At 66.2% G+C, this 23288-nt stretch carries 21 protein-coding genes and 1 pseudogene; 6 read left to right on the forward strand and 16 right to left on the reverse strand.

The window, feature by feature from the left end; all coding sequences use genetic code 11:
* On the reverse strand, window positions 1-961 hold a 961-nt coding region (gene mreC, locus AC1DOQ_RS26095), incomplete at its 3' end, for a rod shape-determining protein MreC (protein WP_477371057.1).
* Between the two features lie 130 nt (window positions 962-1091).
* Complete coding sequence (locus tag AC1DOQ_RS26100) at window positions 1092-2135, reverse strand: rod shape-determining protein (RefSeq protein ID WP_047827025.1); 1044 nt, start codon at window positions 2133-2135, stop codon at window positions 1092-1094.
* Between the two features lie 352 nt (window positions 2136-2487).
* Between AC1DOQ_RS26100 and gatC the strand changes: the two genes are divergently transcribed.
* The 3 genes from gatC (at window position 2488) to gatB (ending at window position 5848) form a co-directional block, all read left to right on the forward strand.
* Complete coding sequence (gene gatC, locus AC1DOQ_RS26105) at window positions 2488-2787, forward strand: Asp-tRNA(Asn)/Glu-tRNA(Gln) amidotransferase subunit GatC (protein WP_477371060.1); 300 nt, start codon at window positions 2488-2490, stop codon at window positions 2785-2787.
* 22 nt (window positions 2788-2809) lie between these two features.
* Entirely contained in the window at window positions 2810-4285 is a 1476-nt protein-coding gene (gene gatA / locus AC1DOQ_RS26110; RefSeq protein WP_477371063.1) for an Asp-tRNA(Asn)/Glu-tRNA(Gln) amidotransferase subunit GatA, read from the forward strand.
* A gap of 102 nt (window positions 4286-4387) precedes the next feature.
* A complete protein-coding gene (gene gatB / locus AC1DOQ_RS26115) occupies window positions 4388-5848 on the forward strand; it encodes an Asp-tRNA(Asn)/Glu-tRNA(Gln) amidotransferase subunit GatB (protein WP_477371066.1) in 1461 nt (486 codons plus the stop codon).
* A gap of 215 nt (window positions 5849-6063) precedes the next feature.
* Here gatB and AC1DOQ_RS26120 read toward each other — a convergent pair whose 3' ends face one another.
* Window positions 6064-6645 (reverse strand): TetR/AcrR family transcriptional regulator, encoded by a 582-nt coding sequence (locus tag AC1DOQ_RS26120; RefSeq protein ID WP_477371069.1) that lies wholly within the window; start codon window positions 6643-6645, stop codon window positions 6064-6066.
* Window positions 6646-6726: 81 nt separating this feature from the next.
* Here AC1DOQ_RS26120 and AC1DOQ_RS26125 point away from each other — a divergent pair, with 81 nt between their 5' ends.
* Entirely contained in the window at window positions 6727-7389 is a 663-nt protein-coding gene (locus AC1DOQ_RS26125) for a glutathione S-transferase family protein (RefSeq protein WP_477371072.1), read from the forward strand.
* 12 nt (window positions 7390-7401) lie between these two features.
* On the opposite strand, the gene AC1DOQ_RS26130 is transcribed toward AC1DOQ_RS26125, so the two are convergent.
* The 3 genes from AC1DOQ_RS26130 to AC1DOQ_RS26140 are packed head-to-tail and all read right to left on the reverse strand — an operon-like array spanning window position 7402 to window position 11413.
* The gene (locus tag AC1DOQ_RS26130; protein ID WP_477371075.1) at window positions 7402-8109 is read right to left on the reverse strand and encodes a DUF6624 domain-containing protein; all 708 of its coding nucleotides are present in this window, start codon (window positions 8107-8109) and stop codon (window positions 7402-7404) included.
* Window positions 8106-8765 (reverse strand): orotate phosphoribosyltransferase, encoded by a 660-nt coding sequence (pyrE, locus tag AC1DOQ_RS26135; protein ID WP_477371078.1) that lies wholly within the window; start codon window positions 8763-8765, stop codon window positions 8106-8108. The genes AC1DOQ_RS26130 and pyrE overlap by 4 nt, the downstream gene beginning before the upstream one ends.
* Before the next feature lie 35 nt (window positions 8766-8800).
* Window positions 8801-11413, reverse strand: coding sequence for an ATP-binding protein (locus AC1DOQ_RS26140; protein WP_477371081.1), 2613 nt, complete (start codon window positions 11411-11413; stop codon window positions 8801-8803).
* Window positions 11414-11639: 226 nt separating this feature from the next.
* Between AC1DOQ_RS26140 and AC1DOQ_RS26145 the strand changes: the two genes are divergently transcribed.
* Window positions 11640-12410 carry an exodeoxyribonuclease III gene (locus AC1DOQ_RS26145; protein ID WP_477371084.1) on the forward strand — a complete coding sequence of 257 codons (771 nt, stop codon included), beginning with the start codon at window positions 11640-11642 and terminating at the stop codon, window positions 12408-12410.
* Here AC1DOQ_RS26145 and AC1DOQ_RS26150 read toward each other — a convergent pair.
* From AC1DOQ_RS26150 to gshB, 8 genes are all read right to left on the reverse strand, one after another.
* The gene (locus AC1DOQ_RS26150; protein ID WP_477371087.1) at window positions 12398-13348 is read right to left on the reverse strand and encodes an RluA family pseudouridine synthase; all 951 of its coding nucleotides are present in this window, start codon (window positions 13346-13348) and stop codon (window positions 12398-12400) included. The two genes, AC1DOQ_RS26145 and AC1DOQ_RS26150, sit on opposite strands and share 13 nt — an antisense overlap.
* Before the next feature lie 6 nt (window positions 13349-13354).
* Window positions 13355-14254 carry a M48 family metallopeptidase gene (locus tag AC1DOQ_RS26155; RefSeq protein ID WP_477371090.1) on the reverse strand — a complete coding sequence of 300 codons (900 nt, stop codon included), beginning with the start codon at window positions 14252-14254 and terminating at the stop codon, window positions 13355-13357.
* A 66-nt stretch (window positions 14255-14320) separates the two neighbouring features.
* The gene (gene metW, locus AC1DOQ_RS26160) at window positions 14321-14938 is read right to left on the reverse strand and encodes a methionine biosynthesis protein MetW (protein WP_477371092.1); all 618 of its coding nucleotides are present in this window, start codon (window positions 14936-14938) and stop codon (window positions 14321-14323) included.
* Window positions 14935-16089: a homoserine O-succinyltransferase MetX gene (gene metX / locus AC1DOQ_RS26165; protein WP_477371095.1), complete on the reverse strand. Its 1155-nt coding sequence runs from the start codon at window positions 16087-16089 to the stop codon at window positions 14935-14937. Before metX ends, metW begins: the two co-directional genes overlap by 4 nt.
* Window positions 16090-16100: 11 nt before the next feature.
* Window positions 16101-17858, reverse strand: a complete 1758-nt coding sequence (ptsP, locus tag AC1DOQ_RS26170) for a phosphoenolpyruvate--protein phosphotransferase (protein WP_477371098.1) — start codon at window positions 17856-17858, stop codon at window positions 16101-16103.
* Between the two features lie 41 nt (window positions 17859-17899).
* Window positions 17900-18169, reverse strand: a complete 270-nt coding sequence (locus tag AC1DOQ_RS26175) for an HPr family phosphocarrier protein (protein ID WP_442124726.1) — start codon at window positions 18167-18169, stop codon at window positions 17900-17902.
* Between the two features lie 20 nt (window positions 18170-18189).
* Window positions 18190-18594: a PTS sugar transporter subunit IIA gene (locus AC1DOQ_RS26180; RefSeq protein WP_477371101.1), complete on the reverse strand. Its 405-nt coding sequence runs from the start codon at window positions 18592-18594 to the stop codon at window positions 18190-18192.
* A 1-nt stretch (window position 18595) separates the two neighbouring features.
* A complete protein-coding gene (gshB, locus tag AC1DOQ_RS26185; protein WP_477371103.1) occupies window positions 18596-19543 on the reverse strand; it encodes a glutathione synthase in 948 nt (315 codons plus the stop codon).
* Window positions 19544-19736: 193 nt separating this feature from the next.
* Here gshB and AC1DOQ_RS26190 point away from each other — a divergent pair.
* A pseudogene (locus AC1DOQ_RS26190) lies at window positions 19737-20219 on the forward strand (class I SAM-dependent methyltransferase); the annotation flags it as partial.
* 235 nt (window positions 20220-20454) lie between these two features.
* On the opposite strand, the gene gshA reads toward AC1DOQ_RS26190, so the two are convergent.
* Together gshA and AC1DOQ_RS26200 are read right to left on the reverse strand one after the other, a co-directional pair.
* Window positions 20455-21756: a glutamate--cysteine ligase gene (gene gshA / locus AC1DOQ_RS26195; protein ID WP_477371106.1), complete on the reverse strand. Its 1302-nt coding sequence runs from the start codon at window positions 21754-21756 to the stop codon at window positions 20455-20457.
* A gap of 134 nt (window positions 21757-21890) precedes the next feature.
* The coding region (locus tag AC1DOQ_RS26200; RefSeq protein ID WP_477371109.1) for an ammonium transporter at window positions 21891-23288 on the reverse strand (1398 nt) is incomplete at its 5' end.

Consider the following 23288-nt stretch of genomic DNA (forward strand, 5'->3'; position numbering starts at 1 on the left):
GCCGAAGATGGAGCCGATCCCGCGGCCGCAGCGGCGGCAGCGGGATCGGCTCCATCTTCGGCAGGTTGCGGCGCGAGGAGCCGTTGCCGTTGGCTTTCGGCGCTTCCGCGGGCGGGCGCGGCTGCGCGGGCTCGTCGGACATCACGATCAGGAGCTGGCGGTGACGGTCGATGCCGGCCAGCGGCTGGCACACCACGCGCCCGAAGGCGCCCTGGGCCACGCTCTCCACCTGGCTGACCTTGGCCACCGCCAGGCCGGCCGGATACATGCCGTCCAGGCCCGAGGTGACCAGCACGTCACCGACCTGGATGTCGGCATTCGGCGCCACGAAGCGCAGGTCCAGCATGCCGGACTGGCCGCGGCCGTAGGCGACGCTGCGCAGGCCGTTCCTCAGCACCTGCACCGGAATCGCCTGCTCCTTGTCGGTCAGCAGCGTGACTTCGGAGCTGAAGGGGAACACGCGCGTGACCTGGCCGACCACGCCGGCGTTATCGATCACGGGCAGGCCGAGCTTGACGCCGTTGCGCGAGCCGCGGTCGAGCACCACGCGGCGGGTCGCCGGGTCGCGCGCGTCGTACAGGATCTCGCTCATCATCGTGCGCACCGGCAGGTGTTCGCGCGCGTCCAGCAGGCGGCGCAGGTGGCCGTTCTCGGCCGTCTGGAGCTGGGCCTGCTGCATGGCCTGGGCCATCGCCACCTGCTGGCTCTTCAGGTCGCGCACTTCCTTCTGCAAGGCGGAGATCGAGGAGAAATAACTGCCCATATTGCTCAGCGCATCGCGCGGCATCAGGGCAGCCATCTGGAAAGGATAAAGGACCGTGGCCGCCACCTGGCGCACGGCGGTGAGCGCATGAAACCGCGCGTCGACGACAAGCAGTGCGACCGAGAGAAGAGCGAACACCGTCACCTTGACCCTGGCGGGAGCGCCTTGCTTGAAGAGCGGCGGAGGACTGTATTCCATGACTTCCAATAATGAGGGCGCCCGCGGGATGCCGCCGGGCGCCGACGTGAAGACACACTAATATGACGCAAAAACGCAGACAGGACGCACGGAATCGCGCGTCCTGTCAGGCCACGTCCTTACAAGGCGATCATTCGTAGGAGAAGATCGAGCCCAGCTTGTCCATGCGCTCGAGCGCCATGCCCGAACCGCGCACCACGCAGGTCAGCGGATCTTCCGCGACCAGCACCGGCAGGCCGGTTTCTTCCATCAGCAGGCGGTCGAGGTCGCGCAGCAGCGCGCCGCCGCCGGTCAGCATCATGCCTTTCTCGGCGATGTCGGCGCCCAGCTCGGGCGGCGCCATCTCGAGCGCGTTCTTGACGGCGGAGACGATGTTGTTCAGCGGATCGGTCAGGGCTTCCAGGATCTCGTTGGACGAGATCGTGAACGAACGCGGGATGCCTTCCGACAGGTTGCGGCCCTTGACTTCCATTTCCTTGACTTCGGAGCCCGGGAAGGCCGAACCGATGGCCTTCTTGATCGACTCGGCGGTCTGTTCGCCGATCAGCATGCCGTAGTTGCGGCGGATGTAGTTGACGATCGCTTCGTCGAACTTGTCGCCGCCCACGCGCACCGAACCCTTATAGACCATGCCGCCCAGCGAGATGATGCCGACCTCGGTGGTGCCGCCGCCGATGTCGACCACCATCGAACCGGTCGCCTCGGACACCGGCAGGCCGGCACCGATCGCGGCCGCCATCGGCTCTTCGATCAGGTAGACCTGGCGGGCGCCGGCGCCCAGTGCCGATTCGCGGATCGCGCGGCGCTCGACCTGGGTCGAACCGCAGGGCACGCAGATGATGATGCGCGGCGACGGGCGCAGGAACTTGGAGTCGTGCACCATGCGGATGAACTGCTTGAGCATCTGTTCGGTGACGGTGAAGTCGGCGATCACGCCATCCTTCATCGGACGGATCGCTTCGATATTGCCGGGAACCTTGCCCAGCATCTGTTTCGCTTCCTTGCCGACCGCCTGGATCGTCTTCTTGCCGTTCGGGCCACCTTCCTGGCGAATCGCGACGACCGACGGCTCATCCAGGACGATGCCCTGGCCGCGGACGTAGATCAGGGTATTCGCGGTACCCAGGTCGATCGCCAGATCGTTCGAAAATAACTGCGTAACAAAACCAAACATGTGTGTCCTGATGCGCATCCAAGTGCGCCTAAAGCGGACCCCGACCCAGAAGCGCACGGCGCTCTTGTCGGGATCCCAAACATTAATCGGGGTATCCTCGCCGCGATTGATGAATCCGCACCGCGGGCTTTCATGCGCGGGCCGCCTGCTTTCGGCGCCGGAGAACGCATTAGCCCGCCATTCTACCTTATAATTTGCCGTTTAAACGCTGAAAAACGGGTGGATTCACGCCTATATCAGCCTGCGAGATCGGCGGTATTAGAAAGCTTTTATCAGCTTTAGCAAGCCGTTGACCAAATTTCATTATTCGCACAACCATCTTTCAACGCGGCGCCGAGCCGCGCCTTAAGCCATGTCCCTGACTCTTTCAGACGTAAAACGGATCGCCAACCTGGCCCAGCTCGATATGGACGACGCTCATGCAGAGGTCGCCCTGAATGAACTGAACGGCATCTTCGCCCTGGCCGAGCAGATGCAGGCCGTCGATACCACCGGCGTCGAGCCGCTGGCCCAGCCGCTGTCCGCCATCCTTGCGCTGCCGCTGCGCCTGCGCGACGACGTGGTGACCGAAGAAGACCGCCGTGCCGATTACCAGGCGCCGGCACCGAAGACCCAGGACGGCCTGTACCTGGTGCCGAAAGTGATCGAATAAACCAAGCTGGGATCAAAGAATCATGCATAACAAGACTCTCTCGGAGCTGTCCAAGCTCCTGCATTCGAAACAGGTCTCGTCCACCGAGCTGACCCGGCACTACCTCGAGCGCATCGCCGCGAGCAAGCACAATGCCTTCCTGCACGTCGACGCCGATCTGTCCCTGGCCCAGGCCCAGGCTGCCGACGCGCGCTTCGCGGAAGGCTCGGCCGGCCCGCTGACCGGCATTCCGATCGCGCACAAGGACATTTTCGTCACCAAGGGCTGGCGCTCGACCGCCGCCTCGAAAATGCTGGGCAACTACGTCAGCCCCTTCGACGCGACCGTGGTCACGAAGTTCGGCGACGCCGGCATGGTCACCTTGGGCAAGCTGAACTGCGACGAATTCGCGATGGGCTCGGCCAACGAGAACTCGGCCTTCGGCGCGGTGCAGAATCCCTGGGATACGCTGGCCGTGCCGGGCGGCTCGTCGGGCGGTTCGGCCGCCGCGATCGCCGCGCGCCTGGCGCCGGCCGCGACCGGCACCGACACCGGCGGCTCGATCCGCCAGCCGGCCGCCTTCTGCGGCATCACCGGCATCAAGCCGACCTATGGCCGCGTGTCGCGCTTCGGCATGATCGCCTTCGCCTCCTCGCTCGACCAGGGCGGCCCGATGGCGCGCACCGCCGAGGACTGCGCCCTGCTGCTGAACGAGATGGTCGGCTTCGACGAGCGCGACTCGACCAGCCTCACGCCCGAGCAGGGCAATGCGCGCGAAGACTTCACCCGCGACCTGAACCAGCCGCTGACCGGCCTGCGCATCGGCGTGCCGAAGGAATACTTCGGCGAAGGCCTCGCCGCGGACGTCGAGAGCAGCGTTCGCGCCGCACTCGACGAATTCGTGAAACTGGGCGCGACCCTGGTCGAGATCTCGCTGCCGAAGACCTCGCTGTCGATCCCGGTCTACTACATCATCGCGCCGGCGGAAGCCTCGAGCAACCTGTCGCGCTTCGACGGCGTCCGCTACGGCTACCGCACGCCGGCGTACACCGACCTGCAGGACATGTACAAGAAGACGCGCGCGGAAGGCTTCGGCAAGGAAGTCCAGCGCCGCATCATGGTCGGCACCTACGTGCTGTGCCACGGCTACTACGACGCCTACTACGTGCAGGCGCAGAAGATCCGCCGCCTGATCGCGGACGACTTCCAGGCCGCCTTCAAGGACAAGTGCGACGTCATCATGGGCCCGGTGGCCCCGACCGTGGCCTGGGACCTGGGTTCGAAATCCAACGACCCGGTCGCCAACTACCTGGCCGACATCTTCACGCTGTCGACCAGCCTGGCCGGCCTGCCCGGCATGTCGATCCCGGTCGGTTTCGGCCAGGGCGAGAAAAACGCCAAGCGTCCGGTCGGCCTGCAAATCATCGGCAACTACTTCAGCGAAGCCAAGCTGCTGAACATCGCGCACCAATATCAACAGGCGACCGACTGGCACCAGCGAGCACCGGAAGGCATCTAAAGGCCGTGGGCACGGCGTGCCCACCCTACGTTATCGATGCCGTAGGGTGGGCTCCCCGAGCCCACGCGGAACCCGGCACTGAGACAAACAAGAGAGAACACTATGCAATGGGAAGTCGTCATCGGTCTTGAGAACCACGTCCAGCTCACGACCAATTCGAAAATCTTCAGCGGCAGCTCGATCCAGTTCGGCGCCGAGGCCAACACCCAGGCCAGCCCGGTCGACCTGGCGCTGCCGGGCGTGCTGCCGGTACTGAACCGCGGCGCCGTCGAGCGCGCGATCCGCTTCGGCCTGGCGGTCGGCGCGAAAATCGCCCCGCGCTCCGTCTTCGCGCGCAAGAACTACTTCTACCCCGACCTGCCGAAGGGCTACCAGATCAGCCAGTTCGAGGACCCGGTGGTCCAGGGCGGCACCGTCAGCTTCGCCTACGAGAAGGACGGCAAGATGGTCACCAAGACCGTCAACCTGACCCGGGCCCACCTCGAGGAAGACGCCGGCAAGTCGCTGCACGAGGACTATGCCGGCATGAGCGGCATCGACCTGAACCGCGCCGGCACGCCGCTGCTGGAGATCGTCTCCGAGCCGGAAATGCGCAGCGCGAACGAGGCGGTCGCCTACGCCAAGGCCCTGCACTCGCTGGTGATGTGGCTGGGCGTCTGCGACGGCAATATGCAGGAAGGCTCCTTCCGCTGCGACGTCAACGTCTCGGTGCGCCCGGTCGGCCAGAAGGAATTCGGCACCCGCTGCGAGATCAAGAACCTGAACTCCTTCCGCTTCATGGAAGAGGCGATCCACTACGAAGTGCGGCGCCAGATCGAACTGATCGAAGACGGCGGCCAGGTCGTGCAGGCGACCCGCCTGTGGGACCCGGACAAGAAGGAAACCCGCCAGATGCGCAGCAAGGAAGACGCGCAGGACTACCGCTACTTCCCGGACCCGGACCTGCCGCCGCTGGTGATCGCGCAGGACTGGATCGAGCGCGTGAAGGCCGACATGCCGGAACTGCCGGGCGCGATGCGCGACCGCTTCATCAAGGACTACGGCCTGCCCGAGTACGATGCGCTGATCCTGACCTCCTCGCAGGGCATGGCGAGCTATTACGAAGCCGTGGTGGCCAAGGCCGGCAAGGAGAACGCCAAGGCCGCCGCCAACTGGATGATGGGCGACGTCTCGTCGGCCCTGAACCGCGCCGACCTCGACATCGTCGACTCGCCGGTCGAGGCCTCGCAGCTCGCTTTGCTGCTGAAGCGCATTGCCGACGGCACGATCTCGAACAACGCCGCCAAGAAGGTGTTCGGCCTGATGTGGGAAGCAGGTTCGGACGACGAACATCTGGCCGATGCCATCATCGAGCGCGAAGGCCTGAAGCAGATCTCGGACACCGGCGCGATCGAGGCCATCGTCGACGAAGTCCTGGCCAGCAATGCGAAATCGGTCGAGCAGTACCGCGCCGGCAAGGAAGCGGCGATCAACGCGCTGATCGGCCAGTGCATGAAGGCGTCCAAGGGCAAGGCCAATCCGGCCCAGGTGACCGAGCTGCTGAAGAAGAAGCTGGCGGGCTGATCTTTCAGAAGTTTTGCCAATTGTAAAAAACCGGGGCTGGTCCCCGGTTTTTTATTTCGGAGTCTGCGCATCGATGACGCGGCAAGCCTGTGGGGGTGTCTGTCGACCTGATGTCACGGCTGGAAAACGGCCAGGGCAGTGTGCGCCCGGACAAGGCGCCGGTCATCCTCGATGGCCTCGGCCTGACATTTGACCGGCTAGCCGGGCCGTCACATTCAAGCTTGCGATAGCAAATCCAGCGCCTGCTTGCGCGCCGCCATCCGCAGCGAACGCCGCAAGCCCGCATCGTCGGTCGTCCGCGCCAGCACCATCCCGCCCACGCACAGCGACACGATGGCCTGGGCCCGCTGCTCGCCATCCGGCACCCCGGCCAGCGCCGCCGCATACACCGCGGTCAGGTTGCGGATCAGCTGCGTATAGGCCTTCTGCGGCGACAGCCCGGCGCGCGCGACGTCGCCCGGCAGCGCGTACAGCGGGCAGTGGTGGTCGGGGTTGTCGAACACCTCGTCGCTCAGGTAGACGTCGATCAGCATGCGCGCCAGCTGCGCCGGCTCGGGCGGCGGGCTGTTGCTGAAATCGGGCTTGAAGGGATTGCAGCTGCTGAAGCTGGCGACCGCTTCCGCATACAGCTCGTCCTTGCTGCCGAAGTGGTGATAGAAGCCGCCGCGCGTCAGGCCGGCCTCGAGCATCACGCGGTCGATCGATACCTGCTCGAAGCCGTGGCGGTTGAACAGCCTGCGCGCGGCGTGGACGATGCGCTCGCGGGTCTGGGCCTTGTGCTCGCTGCTGTAGGGCATGGCGTGTCTCCGAAATTATGTTCTTGAACATATTATGGTCTCACGTATTCTGCTCCCATCCCATGACAAGGAGGAGAGCAAATGATCACCCTGACCACTTTCCGCAGCGTGCCGCCGTTCGCCATCGGCTACGTGCGCGATTTGCGCGTGCGCTGGGCGCTGGAGGAAGCCGGCCTGCCTTACGCGCTGCGCGTGCTCGAATTCGAGGACGCGTCCACGCCCGCCTACCGCCGCGAACAGCCCTTCAGCCAGATTCCGGTACTGCAGGACGGCGGCCTGACCCTGTTCGAGACCGGCGCGATCCTGCTGCACCTGGGGCAGCAGCACCCTGTCCTGCTGCCGCGCGACGCGGACGAGCGGGCGCGGGTGACGGCGTGGATGTTCGCGGCGCTGAACTCGGTCGAGCCCTATGTCGGCAACCTCGTCAGCCTGGTGGTGTTTTCCGCCGGCGAAGCCTGGGCCGCGGGCGCCCGCCCATCGGCGGAAGCGATGGTGGACAAGCGCCTGCGCGACCTCGACGACTGGCTCGATGGACGGGAATGGCTGGCGGAGAGCTTCAGCGCGGCCGACATCCTGATGACGACCGTGCTGCGCCTGCTGGACGACATGGCGATGGTGGAGCGCTACGCGCGCGTGCGGGCCTACCGCGACCGCTGCATCGCCCGCCCGGCCTTCCAGAAGGCGCTGGCCGACCAGGTGGCGCACTTTACGCAGGCGCAGGCGCCTGCTGCTGCGGCGGCATGAATGCCGTCCGGCTCAGGGATGTCCAATGCGGGCCACGCGCATCATGCAGGCGTAGTCCGCCAGCGGCATGACGCCGAGGTCGCGCCGGTGAGTCTCGACCTCGCGCAGGTTTGCCTCGTCGGGCAGGCCGAAGTGCTCGCCTCCCATCTCTTCCGGCGAGAACTGGGTGCCGTAGCGCTGCGGCTTGCCTTGCGCTTTCAGGATGCGGTCGGTGAAGCGCGCCAGGTTATCCCCACTTAGCTCGCCGTCCGCAAAGCGCTGCTCCAGCACCGGCAGCAGCGATGCCTGGAACTGTGGATCGTCGTCCATGTGCTGCATCAGGAGCCAGGCGCGGTTCACGCCGACCTCGCCGACCTGGGCCGCGGTCGGGAATCCTTTACCGGCCACCAGCTCACGCAGCCAGCCCAGATTGCCCTGGTCCGACAGCAGGACCGCGCGCTTGCGCTGGAGATCCCTGGGCTTCGCCATCCAGGCCGTGCGGGCGTTCTGGTCGCGCGTGAAACGCTCGTCCAGTTCAGCGCGCAGGGCGGGATCGGTCAAGGTGCGTGCGGCATCGCGTCTCGCCATGGCGGCGTGCGAGTCTCCCGGATGGGATTGCATCCAGGCCGTCACGCCTGCGCAGGGATAAGGCGCCGCCGACTCCTGTCCGGCGGCACTGGCCGGGAATGCGAACACGGCGCACAGCAGCGCCGCAAGCATCGCCCGGCCGCAGCGGATCATGCCGTCACGCCGTACTGCGCGCGATAAGCCGCCACCGCATCCTTGTGCTCGGCCATGGAAGGATCGGCCGACAGGTAAGTGAACAGGTCGGACAGGTTGGCGATCGAGATCACCGGAATGCCGTAGTTCTGGCTGACTTCCTGCACCGCCGACAGCGGCGACAGCACGCCATCCTTGCCACCGCGCTCCATGCGGTCTAGGGCGATCAGCACGGCGCAGGGTTCGGCGCCGGCGGCGCGGATCATGGCCACCGATTCGCGCACCGAGGTGCCGGCCGAGATCACGTCGTCGATGATCACGACCTTGCCCTTGAGCTGGGCGCCGACGATGGTGCCGCCCTCGCCGTGGTCCTTGGCTTCCTTGCGGTTGTAGGCGAAGGCCGTGTCGCGGCCCTTCGCCGCCAGCGCCACCGCGGTGGCCGAGGCCAGGGTGATGCCCTTGTAGGCCGGGCCGAACAGCATGTCGAATTCGATGCCGGAATCGAGCAGGGTCTGGGCGTAGAACTGGGCCAGTTTGCCCAGCGTGGCGCCGTCGTGGAACAGGCCGGCGTTGAAGAAATACGGCGACTGGCGGCCGGCCTTGGTGACGAACTGGCCGAACTTCAATACTTCGGCCTCGACGGAAAACGCAATGAACTGCTGGCGCAGATTGTCCACGACTTACCCCTGATCTGTACGATAAAACCCGTATTTTAACCGGGGCTTACGCCGTGGCCTACGGGGCCGGCGCTCACCAGGCGCACCACCAGGTCGGGATTGACCGGCTTGACCAGGTGGTGTTCGAAGCCCGCCTGCCCGCTCCTGGCCTTGTCGGCCTCCTGGCCGTAGCCGGTCAGCGCGACCATGCGGCAGGGGTGGCCGTCCAGCAGCGCGCGCATGCGGCGCGCCAGCTCGTAGCCGTCGAGTACCGGCAGGCCGATGTCGAGCACCGCCAGGTCGGGACGGAAGCCGGGCACCGCGGCCAGCGCCCCGATCGGCTCGTGGAAGACCCGCACTTCGTGGCCGTGGGCGACCAGCAGCCGCGCCAGGGTGTCGGCGCCGTCGACGTTGTCGTCGACCAGCATGATGCGGCTGCGCCCGGCGGCCGCCGCCGGCGCCGGCGCCGGCAGGCTGGGCGCGGCGTCGGCGCCGGGCGTGCGCAGCGGCAGCAGGACCACGAACTCGCTGCCCTTGCCCTTCCCTTCGCTGCGCGCCTCGACCTTGCCGCCGTGGAGTTCGACGATGTTCTTGACCAGCGCCAGGCCGATGCCGAGGCCGCCCTCGGCGCGGTCGATGTTGCGCTTCCCCTGGAAGAACAGGTCGAACACCTGGGCGCGCAGTTCCGGCGTCATGCCGACGCCGTCGTCGGCCACGCCGATGCGCAGCCAGGGCTCGCCGTCCCCCGCATCCTCGCGCGCCGCCTTCAGGCGCACGTGGCCGCCCGGTTCGGTGTAGCGCGCCGCGTTCGTCAGCAGGTTCGAGACCACCTGCGCCAGCCGTACCGGATCGCCTTCCCAGAACAGGCCCGGTTCGATGTCGACCTCGAGGCGGTGGCGGCGCTTCTCCAGCAGCAGGCTGGCCATTTCGACCGCCTTGCTCAGCGGCTGGGCGATGTCGACGCGTTCGAACTTCAGGTCGATCTTGCCGCGCGTGACCTTCGAGATGTCCATCAGGTCGTCGACCAGGCGGACCAGGTGGCCGACCTGGCGCTCGATGATCTCGCGCTCGCGCAGCGCGGCCTCTTCGCCGCGCAGGCGCATCAGCTGCAGCGAGGTGACGATCGGCGAGAGCGGATTGCGCAGCTCGTGGCCGAGCATGGCCAGGAACTCGTCCTTGGCCTGGCTGGCGGCGGTCAGCTCGGCCAGCAGTTCGGCACGCTCGGCGTGGGCGCGTTCGATCTGCTGGCGGCTGCGCACGTGCTCGGTGACGTCCACCGCCACCAGGATCACGCCGCGCTCGTCGTCCTCGTTCAGCTCGTGCGGTTCGAGGCTGAACTTGAGGAAGCGTTCGCGCGGCTGGCCGTTGGCATCGATCAGGACGATCCGCATCTCTTCCGCGCGCACCATCTGTCGGCCGCGGTAGACCTGCTCCAGCAGGTGCAGCGGCTCGCTGTCGCGCAGTTCCGGGAAGGCTTCCAGGTAGGTCTTCCCTTCCAGCCCGCTGCGGCCGACCAGCTCCGTATAGCTGCGGTTGGCCAGGCGGAAGGTGAAGTCCGGTCCGGTCAGCAGGGCCGCGGCCACCGGCGCGTTGAGCAGCATGCGGTCGCGCTGGGCCAGCGCCAGGTCGCGCTCGCGCCTTTCGGTGGCGTCGCGCGTGAAGCAGCGCGTGTAGCGCAGCTCGCCATCTTCGAAGTGGCCGTTCGAGTGGATCAGCACATGCTTGACCGAGCCGTCCTTGCAGCGCAGGCGGGCCGGCTGGTCGTACAGGGTGTCGCCGCTCGACAGCCGGCACAGGATGTCGCCGATGACGGGCGCGTCGACGTGGAATTCGGCGATGTGGTGGCCGACGTATTCTTCCCAGCGGTAGCCGAGCATCTGCAGTTCGGCGCGGTTGGCCCACAGGATGGTGCCGTCGCCGCCGACCCGGTGCAGGCCCTCGGCCGCGTTCTCGACGAAATCCATGAGCTCGCGCTCGCTCTGGCGCAGGACGGCCTCGGTATCCTTGCGGCGCTCCACTTCGGCTTCCAGCATGCGCACTTTCTGCTCGAGCCTGAGCACCTTGGGATCGACATCGCCGCCGGCCGGCAGTTCCATCGCCACGTCGGCGCAGGCGTGATCGTGTGCGGCGCACACCTGCTGGAAGGCGTGCGCCAGCTTGTTCGACGGGAACAGGCTCCAGGGATAGCCGCAGAACAGCGCGAAATCGATCCGCTGCGCCAGGTCGTTCCACAGGCGCTCGAGTTCCAGTGCGGCGTCGTAGTCCCCGCGCGCGCACAGCAGCGCCACCATCTCGCCGAAGGCATGCAGGTGGGCGCCGCCGACGCAGGTATCGCGCACGAGGGTGCCAACCACCTCGTCGAAACGCCGGCGGTCCGGCCAGCCGTCGACCATGAAGCTTGCCAGCGTCGCCTCCGCATCCAGCCAGGCGAGCTGGCCGGGCTGCGGCATGGCGCGGCCTTGCGCGAGCGCGCGGGCATCCAGGCGCCGCCGCAGCGCCTCGCAATGGTCGGCAGTGGCGATCACGATGCCCTTGCCGTTGGCGGCCAGGGCCTGGTCGACGAAAGCCGCGACTTCGTCGAGCAGCATGTCGTCGTTGTCATAGAAACGGACGAAATGCCTGTTTTCTCCGTGTTTCCCGGACAGAATATCGTCGGTCTTGATCAGCACGTAAGCTCCTGTGCATGCATGAAAAGCGGCCGCGGAACGCGGACTCTACCGTAAAGTTTAACACGTTGAAACAACGGACTTAACAATTACGGCGCCAATCGTAGTCATCCATGCACAGTAAACAAAGATGCTCCCCGGCGGGCAAACACCGGCAGTATGTTGACGCAGATCAAAACACGTTACACTCTCCACCTTGAACTTCCGCCTGTCTTTTTCTTTTTGACCCATGCCAAGAATTATCTCCGCGAACCTGAACGGTATCCGCTCCGCCCACAAGAAAGGCTTCTTCAACTGGCTCGCTGGCCAGGACGCCGACTTCATCTGCGTGCAGGAATTGAAAGCCCAGCAAGCCGACATGACCGAGGAATTCCTTGCGCCGCACGGCTACCACGGCCATTTCCACTACGCCGAGAAAAAGGGGTATTCCGGTACCGGCGTCTACAGCCGCGTGAAGCCGGATGCCGTCAGGATCGGCTTCGGCTGCGTCGAGTTCGACAATGAAGGCCGCTACACCCGCTGCGACGTCGGCGGCCTGACCGTGATCTCGGTCTACTGCCCGTCCGGCTCGTCCTCGCCCGAGCGCCAGGAAGCCAAGTTCCGCTTCATGGAGGTGTTCCTGCCGCACCTGCAGGAACTGAAAGCCGAGGGCCGCGAGGTCGTCATCTGCGGCGACTGGAACATCGCGCACAAGGAAATCGATCTCAAGAACTGGAAGGGCAATATGAAGAATTCCGGCTTCCTGCCGGAAGAGCGTGCCTGGATGACCCGCATCTTCGACGAAGTCGGCCTGGTGGACGTGCACCGCGTGGTGGCGCCGGAAGCCGTCGATTACACCTGGTGGAGCAACCGCGGCCAGGCCTACGCGAACAACGTGGGCTGGCGCATCGACTACCACGTCGCCACCCCGGGCATCGCGGCCAAGGCCCATGCCGTCTCGATCTACAAGGACGAGCGCTTCTCGGACCACGCGCCCCTGATCATCGACTACGCGCTGTAATCCTCCGGCCACGCCAGCATGCGTTCGCTGGCGAAGCTGCGCGTCGCGCCCGTGAGCGGATCCTCGAAGGCGATGCTGCGCGCCAGCAGCTGCAGGGGAGCCGAGAAATCGTCGCCCTTGCAGGGCAGCGCCACCGGATAGAAGGCGTCGTTCAGGATCGGCACGCCCAGCGAGGCCATGTGCAGGCGCAGCTGGTGCTTGCGGCCGGTATGCGGATGCAGGCGGTAGCGCGCCAGCGCGCCGCGGCGCTCGATCAGCTCGACCACGGTCTCCGAATTCGGTTCGCCCGCCTCTTCCTTCATCACGAAGAATTTTTCGCCGTCGACCATGCGGCTGCGGTAGGTGAAGGGGAATTCCCGTCCCTCCAGCATCGGCGCCAGCGCCTCGTAGGTCTTGCGGATCGCGCGCTTCTGGAACATCGACTGGTAGGTGCCGCGGGTCTCGATATTGTGCGAGAAGATCACGACGCCGGCCGTCTCGCGGTCGAGCCGGTGAATCGGCGTCAGGTGCGGCAGCCCCAGGCTGCGTTTCAGGCGCACCAGCAGGGTCTCGCGCAGGAAGCGCCCGGTCGGGATCATCGGCAGGAAGTGCGGCTTGTCGACCACCAGCAGGTGCTCGTCCCGGAACAGGATCGTCTCGTCGAAGGGAATCGGCGTCTCTTCCTCGAGCTCGCGGTAATACCAGATGCGCATGCCCTGGCGCACATGGCTGTCGGCGTCGAGGCGCTCGCCCCTGGCGTCGGCCACGTCGCCGCGCGCCAGCCGCTCGGCCCAGGGCGGGCCGGCAACCTCGGGGAAGCGTTCGTTCAGGAAGGCCAGCATGCCGCCGGGGCGGGTTTCCGTGATCCACAGGTAGCTGGGGGCGACGCCGTCGCGCACCGGCAGCGGCACATAAGCGTTGGCTTCGGCCTGGTGGCCCTTCCTGACGAACCTTGCCATGATCTCCTAGCGGACGGCGACGTTGGAACGGTAAGGCGGCAGGCGGTCGACCGACGTGCCCTTGGTGCGCGCGTACAGCGGCAGCAGCACGTTCATGTGATCCTGGATCTGCTGGATGCGGTTGGCGCCGCCCGGGTGGGTGGACAGCAGGTCGATCGTCGCGCCGCTCTGGTCCAGCGCCGCCATCTTGTTCCACAGGGAGATGCCGGCGCGCGGATCGTAGCCGGCGCGGGCCGCGATATCCAGGCCGACCAGGTCGGCTTCGCGCTCTTCGTCGCGCGAGAATTTCAGCACGACCAGCTGGCCCGCGGTGTTGGCCAGGCCGCGCACGTCGTAGCCCGACCAGGCCGAAAACAGCGCCCCGAGCGCGGACGTGGCCAGGCCCGTGGTGGCCGACTTGGCCTGGCGGTCGCGCCCGTGCTCGCGCAGGGCGTGGGCGATCTCGTGGCCCATCACGGCGGCGATTTCGTCATCCGTGAGCTTGAGCTTGTCGATGATGCCGGTGAAGAAGGCGATCCGGCCGCCCGGCATGCAGAAGGCGTTCACCTGGTCCGATTTCAGCAGGTTGACCTGCCATTTCCACTGCTGGGCATCCTGGTTCCAGCGCGTGGTATGCGGGATGATGCGCTCGGCGATGGCGCGCAGGCGCTTGACCTGCGGGTCGCCGGGCGGCACCAGCACGCCCTTCTGCTGGGCCTGGCCCAGCAGCGCCGTGTATTGCTGGGCGGCCTGCTGGTCCATCGCGCCTTCCGGCGCCAGCACGTCGCGCAGGACGCCGCCTTTCAGCGGCTTGACCGCGATACCGTCCTGCACCACCTGGCCCTGCTGCCCACGATCCTGGGCCGGCGCCGCCTGCACGATGCCGGCCAGGGCCAGCACGGCCACTGCTTGCTTGAACTTGGTCATGGTCGTCTCCGATGTGGGATGCCTGTCAATACGCCGCATCATACACAAGCATATGAAAGCACACTGTTAGGTAACGACCAGATCCTTCTTGCGCAGGCGGAAAACCGCCAGGCTGCCGCGCAGGTTCGGCAGGAAGGACACTACCTGCCCTTCGGCCAGCGCCACGTACTCCAGCACTTCCAGCCCGCATTTCTCGGCCAGGTCCTTGAAGTCGTAGATCGTGGCGTAGCGCACGTTGGGGGTGTCGAACCACTGGTAAGGCAGGGAGCGCGACAGCGGCATGCGGCCCTTCAGCAGCGCCATCCGGTGCGGCCAGTAGGCGAAGTTCGGGAAGGACACGATGGCTTCCTTGCCGACGCGGACGATGTCGCGCAGGCGCGCCTCGACGTGCTGCATCATCTGCAGCGAGGACAGGCACAGCACCATGTCGAAGGTATCGTCGCCGAACAGGTCCAGGCCCTGCTCCATGTCGTGCTGGATGACGTTGATACCGCGCTTGGTACTCTCCAGCACCTTGTCGTCGGCGATCTCGACGCCGTAGCCGGTGCAGCGCTTGCCGCGCTCCAGGTAGCGCAGCATGGCGCCGTCGCCGCAGCCGACGTCCAGTACGTGCGAGCCGGACCGGACCCAGTGGGTGATGAAGGCCAGGTCGGGGCGCAGGGTGTTCAGGTCTTCGAATTTCATGCGGCTTCCCCAGCAGTGCTTTCTTCCCAGATCCGGTCGTAGTAGGCGCGCACGATGTTCATGTAGCGCGGGTCCTCGAGCAGGAAGGCGTCGTGGCCGTGCGGGGCGTCGATCTCGGCGTAGCTGACCTTGCGGCGGTTCGCCAGCAGGGCCTCGACGATCTCGCGGCTGCGTTCGGGCGAGAAGCGCCAGTCGGTGGTGAAGGACGCGATCAGGTACTTGGCCTTGGTGTTCGCCAGCGCCTTGGCCAGGTTGCCGCCGTGCTCGCGCGCGGGATCGAAGTAGTCGAGCGCCTTGGTGATGAGCAGGTAAGTGTTGGCGTCGAAGTATTCCGAGAACTTGTCGCCCTGGTAGCGCAGGTAGGACTCGATCTCGAAGTCGACGCCGAAGTCGAATTTGTACTCGTCGGTCTCGGCGGCGTTGCGCAGCTTGCGGCCGAATTTCTCCGCCATGTCGTCGTTCGACAGGTAGGTGATGTGGCCCACCATGCGCGCCACCTTCAGGCCGTTCTTCGGCACCACGCCGTGTTCGTAGAAATCGCCGCCGCGGTAGTCCGGATCGGACAGGATGGCGGTGCGGGCGACGTCGTTGAAGGCGATGTTCTGGGCCGACAGCTTGGGCGTCGAGGCGATCACGATGCAGTGGCGCAGGCGCTCGGGGAACATGATGCTCCAGGCCAGCGCCTGCATGCCGCCCAGCGAACCGCCCATCACGGCGGCGAACCGTTCGATGCCGAGGCGGTCGGCCAGGCGCGCCTGGGCCGCGACCCAGTCTTCCACCGTCACCAGCGGGAACGCGGCGCCATAGGGCTTGCCGGTGGCCGGATTGTCGTGCATCGGGCCGGTCGAGCCGAAGCAGGAGCCGAGGTTGTTGACGCCGATGACGAAGAAGCGGTCGGTGTCGACCGGCTTGCCCGGGCCCACCATGTTGTCCCACCAGCCGGCGCTCTTCGGCTCGTTCGCGTAGTGGCCCGCCACGTGGTGGGAGGCGTTCAGCGCGTGGCAGATCAGCACCGCGTTGGACTTGTCCGCGTTCAGGGTGCCGTAGGTTTCATACATCAGCGTGTAGTCGCCGATGGAGGCGCCGCTTTGCAGGCGCAGCGGTTCGGCGAAGTGCATCGCCTGGGGTGAGACTATTCCAATCGATCCCATGAGCTTCTTGGTTACAGGGTTTGCAGCTGCTCGACGGCCTCGGCGATCGCCGCCGGTTCCATCGCGCGCAGGATGCGGCGGGTGCGTGGGCCCAGCAGGGCCAGGTCGCTGGACAGGATCTCCTGCTTGACCGCCAGCAGCTGGGCCGGATGCATGGAGAATTCGCGCAGGCCCATGCCGAGCAGCAGGCGGGTGAGCTTGATGTCGCCCGCCATCTCGCCGCATACGGCAACGTCGATGCCCGCCTTGCGGCCGGCCTCGATGGTCATCGCGATCAGGTGCAGCACCGCCGGGTGGAGCGGATTGTACAGGTGCGCCACTTCGTAGTCGACGCGGTCGATCGCCAGCGTGTACTGGATCAGGTCATTCGTACCGATCGACAGGAAATCCATGCGCTTGACGAACATCGGCAGCGCCAGCGCGGCGGCCGGGATCTCGATCATGGCGCCGACCTCGATGCCGTCGTCGAACTTGATGTTCTGCTCGCGCAGCTGCTGCTTGGCCTGCTCGATCATGCTGAGCGACTGGTCGATCTCGAAGGCATGCGCCAGCATCGGGATCAGGATCCGCACCTTGCCAAAGGCGGAGGCGCGCAGGATCGCGCGCAGCTGGGTCAGGAACAGCTGCGGCTCGGCCAGGCAGTAGCGGATCGCGCGCAGGCCGAGGGCCGGGTTCAGCGCGGTGTGCTCGCTGGGGTCGAGCGGCTTGTCGGCGCCGACGTCGAGGGTACGGATCGTGACCGGGCGGCCCTTCATCGCCAGCACCGCCTTGCGGTACTGCTCGAACTGCTCGTCCTCGCCCGGCACCCGCAGGGCGTGGGCGCCGCGTCCCATGAACAGGAATTCGGAGCGGAACAGGCCGACCCCGGCCGCGCCCGCCTCCAGCGCCGGCCCGCAGTCGTCCGGCAGCTCGATGTTCGCCAGCAGCGTGACCGGGGTGCCGTCCTTCGTGATCGCCGGCGTCTTCTTCAGCTTCAGCAGGCGCTTGCGGGCCTTCAGCAGCGCGGCCTGGCGCCCGCGGTACTGCTCCATCACCAGCGCGCTCGGGTTGCAGATCACGACGCCGGCATCGCCGTCGACGATCACCCAGTCGTCCTGCTCGACCAGGCGCGAGGCCTGGCTCATGCCGACCGCCGCCGGGATGTCCAGGCTGCGCGCGACGATCGCGGTGTGCGAGTTCTGGCCGCCGACGTCGGTGACGAAGCCGACGAAGGAACGGTCGCGGAAGGCCAGCATGTCGGCCGGCGAGATGTCGTGGGCGACCACGATCATCTGCGGCTGGAATTCGTCCTCGCCGGCCGGCTTGGCCGGCGGCACGTCCAGCGCGGTGCCCATCAGGACCTTCAGCACGCGCTCGGCGACCTGCTGGATGTCCTGCTTGCGTTCGCGGAGGTACTCGTCCTCGATCTCGTCGAACTGCGCCGACAGCTCGTCGATCTGGGTCACCAGCGCCCATTCGGCGTTGTAGTGGCGGGTGCGGATGATGTCGAGCGGGGCTTCGGAGATCATCGGGTCCGACAGGATCAGCACGTGGACGTCGATGAAGGCGCCCAGCTCGGTCGGGGCGTCCTTCGGCAGTTCGGTCCACAGCTCCTGCAGGTTGCGGTGCACCTCGGCGATCGCGTCCTGCAGGCGCTTGACCTCGGCCTCGACCTGCTCTTCCGGCACCAGGTAGTGCTTGACGTCCAGCGCCGCCGGCGTGAGCAGGTGCGCGCGTCCGATCGAGATCCCGCGCGAAACCGGTATGCCGTGCAGTGTGAACGATGCCATCGATATTCCTGGAGGGAAGCGGCCGCCTCGGGTATCCCGCATTACTCGCCTTCGCCGAACTTGTCGTTGATCAGTGCCGTCAGCGCGGCGATGCAATCCTGTTCGTCCGGGCCGTCGGCTTCCAGCGTCACCTTGGCGCCCTTGCCGGCGGCCAGCATCATCACGCCCATGATGGACTTGGCGTTGATGCGGCGCGCGTTACGGGTGAGCCAGACATCGCTCTTGTACTTCGCGGCCAGTTGGGTGAATTTGGCGGAGGCGCGGGCATGCAGGCCCAGTTTGTTGATGATCTCGAGTTCCTGTTGAATCATGTTCTCGTTTTAGTAAGAATTCAGCTACCTACACGGATCCGGTTGTCGACCCTGACCGCGCCGTTCTGGGCACCCGCCAGCGCCATCTCGACAACGACGTCGAGCGTGTCGCGGCGATAGGTGATGGCGCGCAGCAGCATCGGCAGGCTGATGCCGGCGATGACTTCGACGCGGCCCGCCTCGGCCAGCGCGTTACAGCAATTGGACGGCGTACCGCCCTTGATATCGGTGATGACCAGCACGCCGTCGCCTTCGTCGAGGCGAAGGATGGCTTCGTGCGCAAGGCGGTTGACCTCGTTCGTATCCTGGTCCGCGGTCACGTCGATCGCTTCGAAGCGTTCGGTCGGGCCGCGGAACACGTGCGCGACCGCCGCGATGAATGCCTGGCCCAGCGGAGCGTGGGTCATCAGCAGAATGCCTACCATGTCATTTCCTGTCAGCTGCCCGCTCGACGGCATCGATGAACATCGCCGCCACGTCGAAGCCGGTCTGGTCATGGATCTCCTGGAAACAGGTGGGGCTGGTGACATTCACCTCGGTCAGGAAATCGCCGATCACATCCAATCCTACCAGCAACAGGCCACGCTCGGCCAGTGTGGGGCCGAGGGCTTCGGCGATCTCGCGCTCGCGCGCCGAGATCGGCTGGGCCACGCCGACGCCGCCGGCGGCCAGGTTGCCGCGCACTTCGCCGCCCTGCGGGATGCGCGCCAGCACGAAGGGCACCGGCTTGCCGTCGATGACCAGCACCCGCTTGTCGCCCTTGACGATGGCCGGGATGTACTTCTGGGCCATGATGGTGCGGGCGCCGTTCTCGGTCAGGGTCTCGATGATGGAACCGAGGTTCAGGCCGTCGTCCTTGACGCGGAAGATGCCGGCGCCGCCCATGCCGTCGAGCGGCTTGAAGATCACGTCGCCGTGCTCGGCGTGGAAGGCGCGCAGGCGGGTGCTCGAGGACGACACCAGGGTCGGCGAGGTGAACCCGCTGAACTGGGCGATGGTCAGCTTCTCGTTGTGGGCGCGGATCGCCGAGGGCTTGTTGAACACGCGCGCGCCCTGGCGCTCGGCCAGCTCCAGCAGGTAGGTGCCGTACACGTATTCCATGTCGAAGGGCGGATCCTTGCGCTGGATGACGGCGTCGAACTCGGACAGGCGCACGGTATCCGCCTCGCCCGCTTCGTACCACTCGTCGGGGTCGCCGGTCATGGTGATCTCGACCACGTCGGCCGTCACCACGCCCTGCTCCAGCACCATGTGGCGCTGCTCGAAGGCGTAGATCTGGTGGCCGCGGCGCGCCGCCTCCCGCATCATCGCAAAGGTCGAGTCCTTGTAAATCTTGAATCCGGACAGCGGGTCGGCGAGAAAAGCGATTTTCATGTTGGTTCCAGTCGGGACAATGCTTCGATTTTAGCCGGAAACGCGGATTCTCGCGGAAAGCCGGCCAGCGGCGCCGGCCTTGCCCGTCGGACCACTTCCCATTGGCAAAAAAGCATTTATTCGGGTGGCATTTGCGGGCTCTCAAGCGTGTGCGCAGATGGCTTGCGGATGATGGGCGGCCAGGAGGTAAACGATGAGCAACCAGGCCGGGCAGGAACGCATCAACCAGCTCTATCGCCAGTGGCAGGACAGCGCCGCGCCGGCGAGCCATGACTGGCACCGGCCGGACATCGTGAGCGAGGCGGCGGCGCGCGTGCGCGTGCTGGCGCGGCTGCTGGCATCCACGGTGGGAAAGGATCTGTCGGCGTTGCGCGTGCTCGACGTCGGCTGCGGCAACGGCGGCTTCCTGCGCCAGCTGATCGAATGGGGCGCCTCGCCCGCCCACCTGGCCGGCACCGGACTGCAGCAGGAGCGCCTCGAGCACGCCCGCCTGCACACGGCGCCCGGCGTGCGCTGGCACCTGGGGCGCCTGGACGCCTTCCCGGACAACAGCGTCGACCTGGTCAGCGCCCAGGCCGTGTTCTCGGCCATTCCCGACGAAGACCAGCGGCGCGAGCTGGCCGCGGAGATGTGGCGGGTCCTGAAACCGGGCGGCTGGACCATGATCCTCGACGTCCGCTACGGCAGCCCGCGCAAGCCGGGCGTGCGCAAGGTCAGCGATGTCGAACTGCTGCGCTTCTGGCCCACCGACGAGCGGCTGTACCGCACCCTGATCCTGGCCTCGCCGCTGAACCGGATGATGTCGCGCCTGCCCTGGCTGGTGCCGGAACTGCTGGGCGCAATGCTGCCGCTATTGCGCTCGCACTTTGTCTACATGGCAAAGAAAGACGTTCCGGAGGTCCGGAAACGGATCAATAAATCTCCGGATCCGGATCGGTCCGTTCCAGCTCCAGCGACGCCGCCAGCAGCGCCAGGCGCGCCACCACGCCGTACACGTAGAAGCGGTTCGGGGCCGCCGTGCCCGGCTTGGCCTTGAGGTCCGGCACCGCATGCTGCTGGGAGAACGCCAGCGGCACGTATTGCGAACCCGGCGCGTTCAGGTTCTGGTCGATGCCGCGCTCGGCGTGGATGCGGTAGAAGCCGCCCACCACGTAGCGGTCGATCATGTACACGACCGGCTCGGCCACCGCGTCGTTGATCGATTCGAAGGTCGGCACGCCTTCCTGGATCAGCACGTCGGTGACGGTGACGCCGTCCTTGATGACCGACATCTTGTTGCGCTGCTTGCGGTTCAGGTCCTTCACCTCGGAGGCATCCTTGACGGTCATGATGCCCATGCCGTAGGTGCCGGCGTCCGGCTTGACGATGACGAAGGGCTTCTGGTCCTTCATCCCGTATTCCTTGTACTTCTTCTTGATCTTCGACAGCAGGGCCGAGACATTATCGGCCAGGCATTCCATGCCCACGTCTTCCTGGAAGTTCACCTCGCCGCACTTGCTGTGCAGCGGGTTCACCAGCCAGGGGTCGATGTCGATCAGCTTGCCGAACTTCTTGGCCACTTCGTCGAAGGCCTTGAAGTGGTTGCTCTTGCGGCGCATCGCCCAGCCGGCGTGCAGCGGCGGCAGCAGCGATTGCTCGTGGATGTTCTCCAGGATGCTGGGGATGCCGCTCGATAAGTCGTTGTTCAGCAGGATGGTGCAGGGATCGAAATCGGCCAGGCCGACGCGGCGGCCGTTGGGCGAGCGCACCAGGGGCTCGACGACCAGCATATTCCCGTCGGGCAGCGCCAGCGGGGTCGGCTGGGTCACTTCCGGCGACAGCGAACCGAGGCGCACGTGCAGGCCGGTCTGGCGGAAGATCTGCATCAGGCGCTGCACGTTCTGCAGGTAGAAGGGGTTGCGGGTATGGCTTTCCGGAATCAGGAGCAGGTTGCGCGCGTCCGGACAATACTTGTCGATCGCGGCCATGGCGGCCTGCACCGTCAGCGGCAGCATCTCGGTCGACAGGTTGTTGAAGCCGCCCGGGAACAGGTTGGTATCCACCGGCGCCAGCTTGTAGCCCGCGTTGCGCAGGTCCACCGAGCAATAGAACGGCGGCGTATGCTCCTGCCACTCGAGGCGGAACCAGCGCTCGATGGCGGGGGTGGCTTCGAGGATCTTCTTTTCCAGGTCCAGCAGGGGACCGTTGAGGGCTGTGGCAAGGTGGGGAACCATGGTGACGTCCTTGGGGCTTCTTAGCGATGTGGGAAATGCAACATGAGGGCGCGTGCACCCTTTTTAAAGACCAATTATCCCATCGGAAATAAAAAAAGCGCCCCGCAGGGCGCTTTTGGCGACACGGGGCCTGATCAGGAATGATAAGCCGATTCGCCGTGGCTGGTAATATCCAGGCCCTCGCGTTCCTGGTCTTCCGGCACCCGCAGGCCGATCACGATGTCGACCAGCTTATAGGCGACCAGGGATACCACCGCCGACCACAGGATGGTGGTGCCGACCGCCTCGAGCTGCACCAGCACCTGGCCGGCGATCGAGTACGGATCGGCCGACATCTTGTTGGTGGTGTAGTCGAAGATGCCCTGCCCGCCCAGCTGCGGCGCGGCGAACACGCCGGTCAGCAGCGCGCCCAGGATGCCGCCCACGCCGTGCACGCCGAACACGTCGAGCGAGTCGTCGGCGCCGATCATGCGCTTCAGGCCGTTCACACCCCACAGGCAGACCACGCCCGCCACCAGGCCGATGACCAGCGCGCCCATCGGACCGACGAAGCCGCAGGCCGGGGTGATGGCGACCAGGCCGGCCACCGCGCCCGAGGCGGCGCCCAGCATCGACGGCTTGCCCTTGGTGAACCATTCGCCGAGCACCCAGGAGACGGTAGCGGCAGCGGTCGCCAGCAGGGTGTTGACGAAGGCCAGCGCGGCGACGTCGCCCGCTTCCAGCGCCGAGCCGGCGTTGAAGCCGAACCAGCCCACCCACAGCAGCGACGCGCCGATCATGGTCATGGTCAGCGAGTGCGGGGCCATGTGCTCGCGGCCGTAGCCGATGCGCTTGCCGATCATGATGGCGCCGACCAGGCCGGCGACGGCGGCATTGATGTGCACCACGGTGCCGCCGGCGAAATCGAGGGCGCCCTTCTGCCACAGCCAGCCGCCCTTCGCGGTTTCGGCTGCCAGCGAAGCACTGGTGATGGCGTCCGGACCGGTCCAGAACCAGACCATGTGGGCCACCGGCAGGTAGCCGAAGGTGAACCACAGCACCACGAAAGCCAGCACGGCCGCGAAGCGCGCGCGCTCGGCAAAGGCGCCGACGATCAGGCCGCAGGTGATGGCGGCGAAGGTGCCCTGGAAGGCGACGTAGATGAACTCGGGGATCACCACGCCCTTGCTGAAGGTGGCGGCGGTCGAGAAGCTCGCCTTGGCCGGATCCCAGATGCCTTTCAGGAATGCGCGGTCGAGACCGCCGATGAAGGCATTGTTCTCGGTGAAGGCCAGCGAGTAGCCGTACAGGCACCACAGCACGATGATGACGGAGAAGATCATGAAGACCTGCATCAGCACGGACAGCATGTTCTTCGAGCGCACCAGGCCGCCGTAGAACAGGGCCAGGCCGGGGATCGTCATCATGATCACCAGCAGGGTGGCGACGAACATCCAGGCGGTGTCGCCCTTCTGCGGCGTGGGTGCGGCGGCGGGAGCGGCGGCGCTTGCCGGCGCGGCGGTCGCTGCTGCCGCGGCGGGAGCGGCGGGGGC

The organism is Massilia sp. 01N417 (genome assembly GCF_056399645.1).

What these genes read in the sequence shown, in the direction of transcription:
- gshB (WP_477371103.1), bottom strand. Translation starts at nt 19,543, where the DNA reads ATGAAAATCGCTTTTCTCGCCGACCCGCTGTCCGGATTCAAGATTTAC.
- AC1DOQ_RS26150 (WP_477371087.1), bottom strand. Translation starts at nt 13,348, where the DNA reads ATGGCAAGGTTCGTCAGGAAGGGCCACCAGGCCGAAGCCAACGCTTAT.
- gatC (WP_477371060.1), top strand. Translation starts at nt 2,488, where the DNA reads ATGTCCCTGACTCTTTCAGACGTAAAACGGATCGCCAACCTGGCCCAG.
- gatB (WP_477371066.1), top strand. Translation starts at nt 4,388, where the DNA reads ATGCAATGGGAAGTCGTCATCGGTCTTGAGAACCACGTCCAGCTCACG.
- AC1DOQ_RS26120 (WP_477371069.1), bottom strand. Translation starts at nt 6,645, where the DNA reads ATGCCCTACAGCAGCGAGCACAAGGCCCAGACCCGCGAGCGCATCGTC.
- gatA (WP_477371063.1), top strand. Translation starts at nt 2,810, where the DNA reads ATGCATAACAAGACTCTCTCGGAGCTGTCCAAGCTCCTGCATTCGAAA.
- metX (WP_477371095.1), bottom strand. Translation starts at nt 16,089, where the DNA reads ATGGGATCGATTGGAATAGTCTCACCCCAGGCGATGCACTTCGCCGAA.
- AC1DOQ_RS26155 (WP_477371090.1), bottom strand. Translation starts at nt 14,254, where the DNA reads ATGACCAAGTTCAAGCAAGCAGTGGCCGTGCTGGCCCTGGCCGGCATC.
- AC1DOQ_RS26180 (WP_477371101.1), bottom strand. Translation starts at nt 18,594, where the DNA reads ATGGTAGGCATTCTGCTGATGACCCACGCTCCGCTGGGCCAGGCATTC.
- AC1DOQ_RS26130 (WP_477371075.1), bottom strand. Translation starts at nt 8,109, where the DNA reads ATGATCCGCTGCGGCCGGGCGATGCTTGCGGCGCTGCTGTGCGCCGTG.
- AC1DOQ_RS26100 (WP_047827025.1), bottom strand. Translation starts at nt 2,135, where the DNA reads ATGTTTGGTTTTGTTACGCAGTTATTTTCGAACGATCTGGCGATCGAC.
- gshA (WP_477371106.1), bottom strand. Translation starts at nt 21,756, where the DNA reads ATGGTTCCCCACCTTGCCACAGCCCTCAACGGTCCCCTGCTGGACCTG.
- AC1DOQ_RS26145 (WP_477371084.1), top strand. Translation starts at nt 11,640, where the DNA reads ATGCCAAGAATTATCTCCGCGAACCTGAACGGTATCCGCTCCGCCCAC.
- AC1DOQ_RS26125 (WP_477371072.1), top strand. Translation starts at nt 6,727, where the DNA reads ATGATCACCCTGACCACTTTCCGCAGCGTGCCGCCGTTCGCCATCGGC.
- metW (WP_477371092.1), bottom strand. Translation starts at nt 14,938, where the DNA reads ATGAAATTCGAAGACCTGAACACCCTGCGCCCCGACCTGGCCTTCATC.
- AC1DOQ_RS26175 (WP_442124726.1), bottom strand. Translation starts at nt 18,169, where the DNA reads ATGATTCAACAGGAACTCGAGATCATCAACAAACTGGGCCTGCATGCC.
- ptsP (WP_477371098.1), bottom strand. Translation starts at nt 17,858, where the DNA reads ATGGCATCGTTCACACTGCACGGCATACCGGTTTCGCGCGGGATCTCG.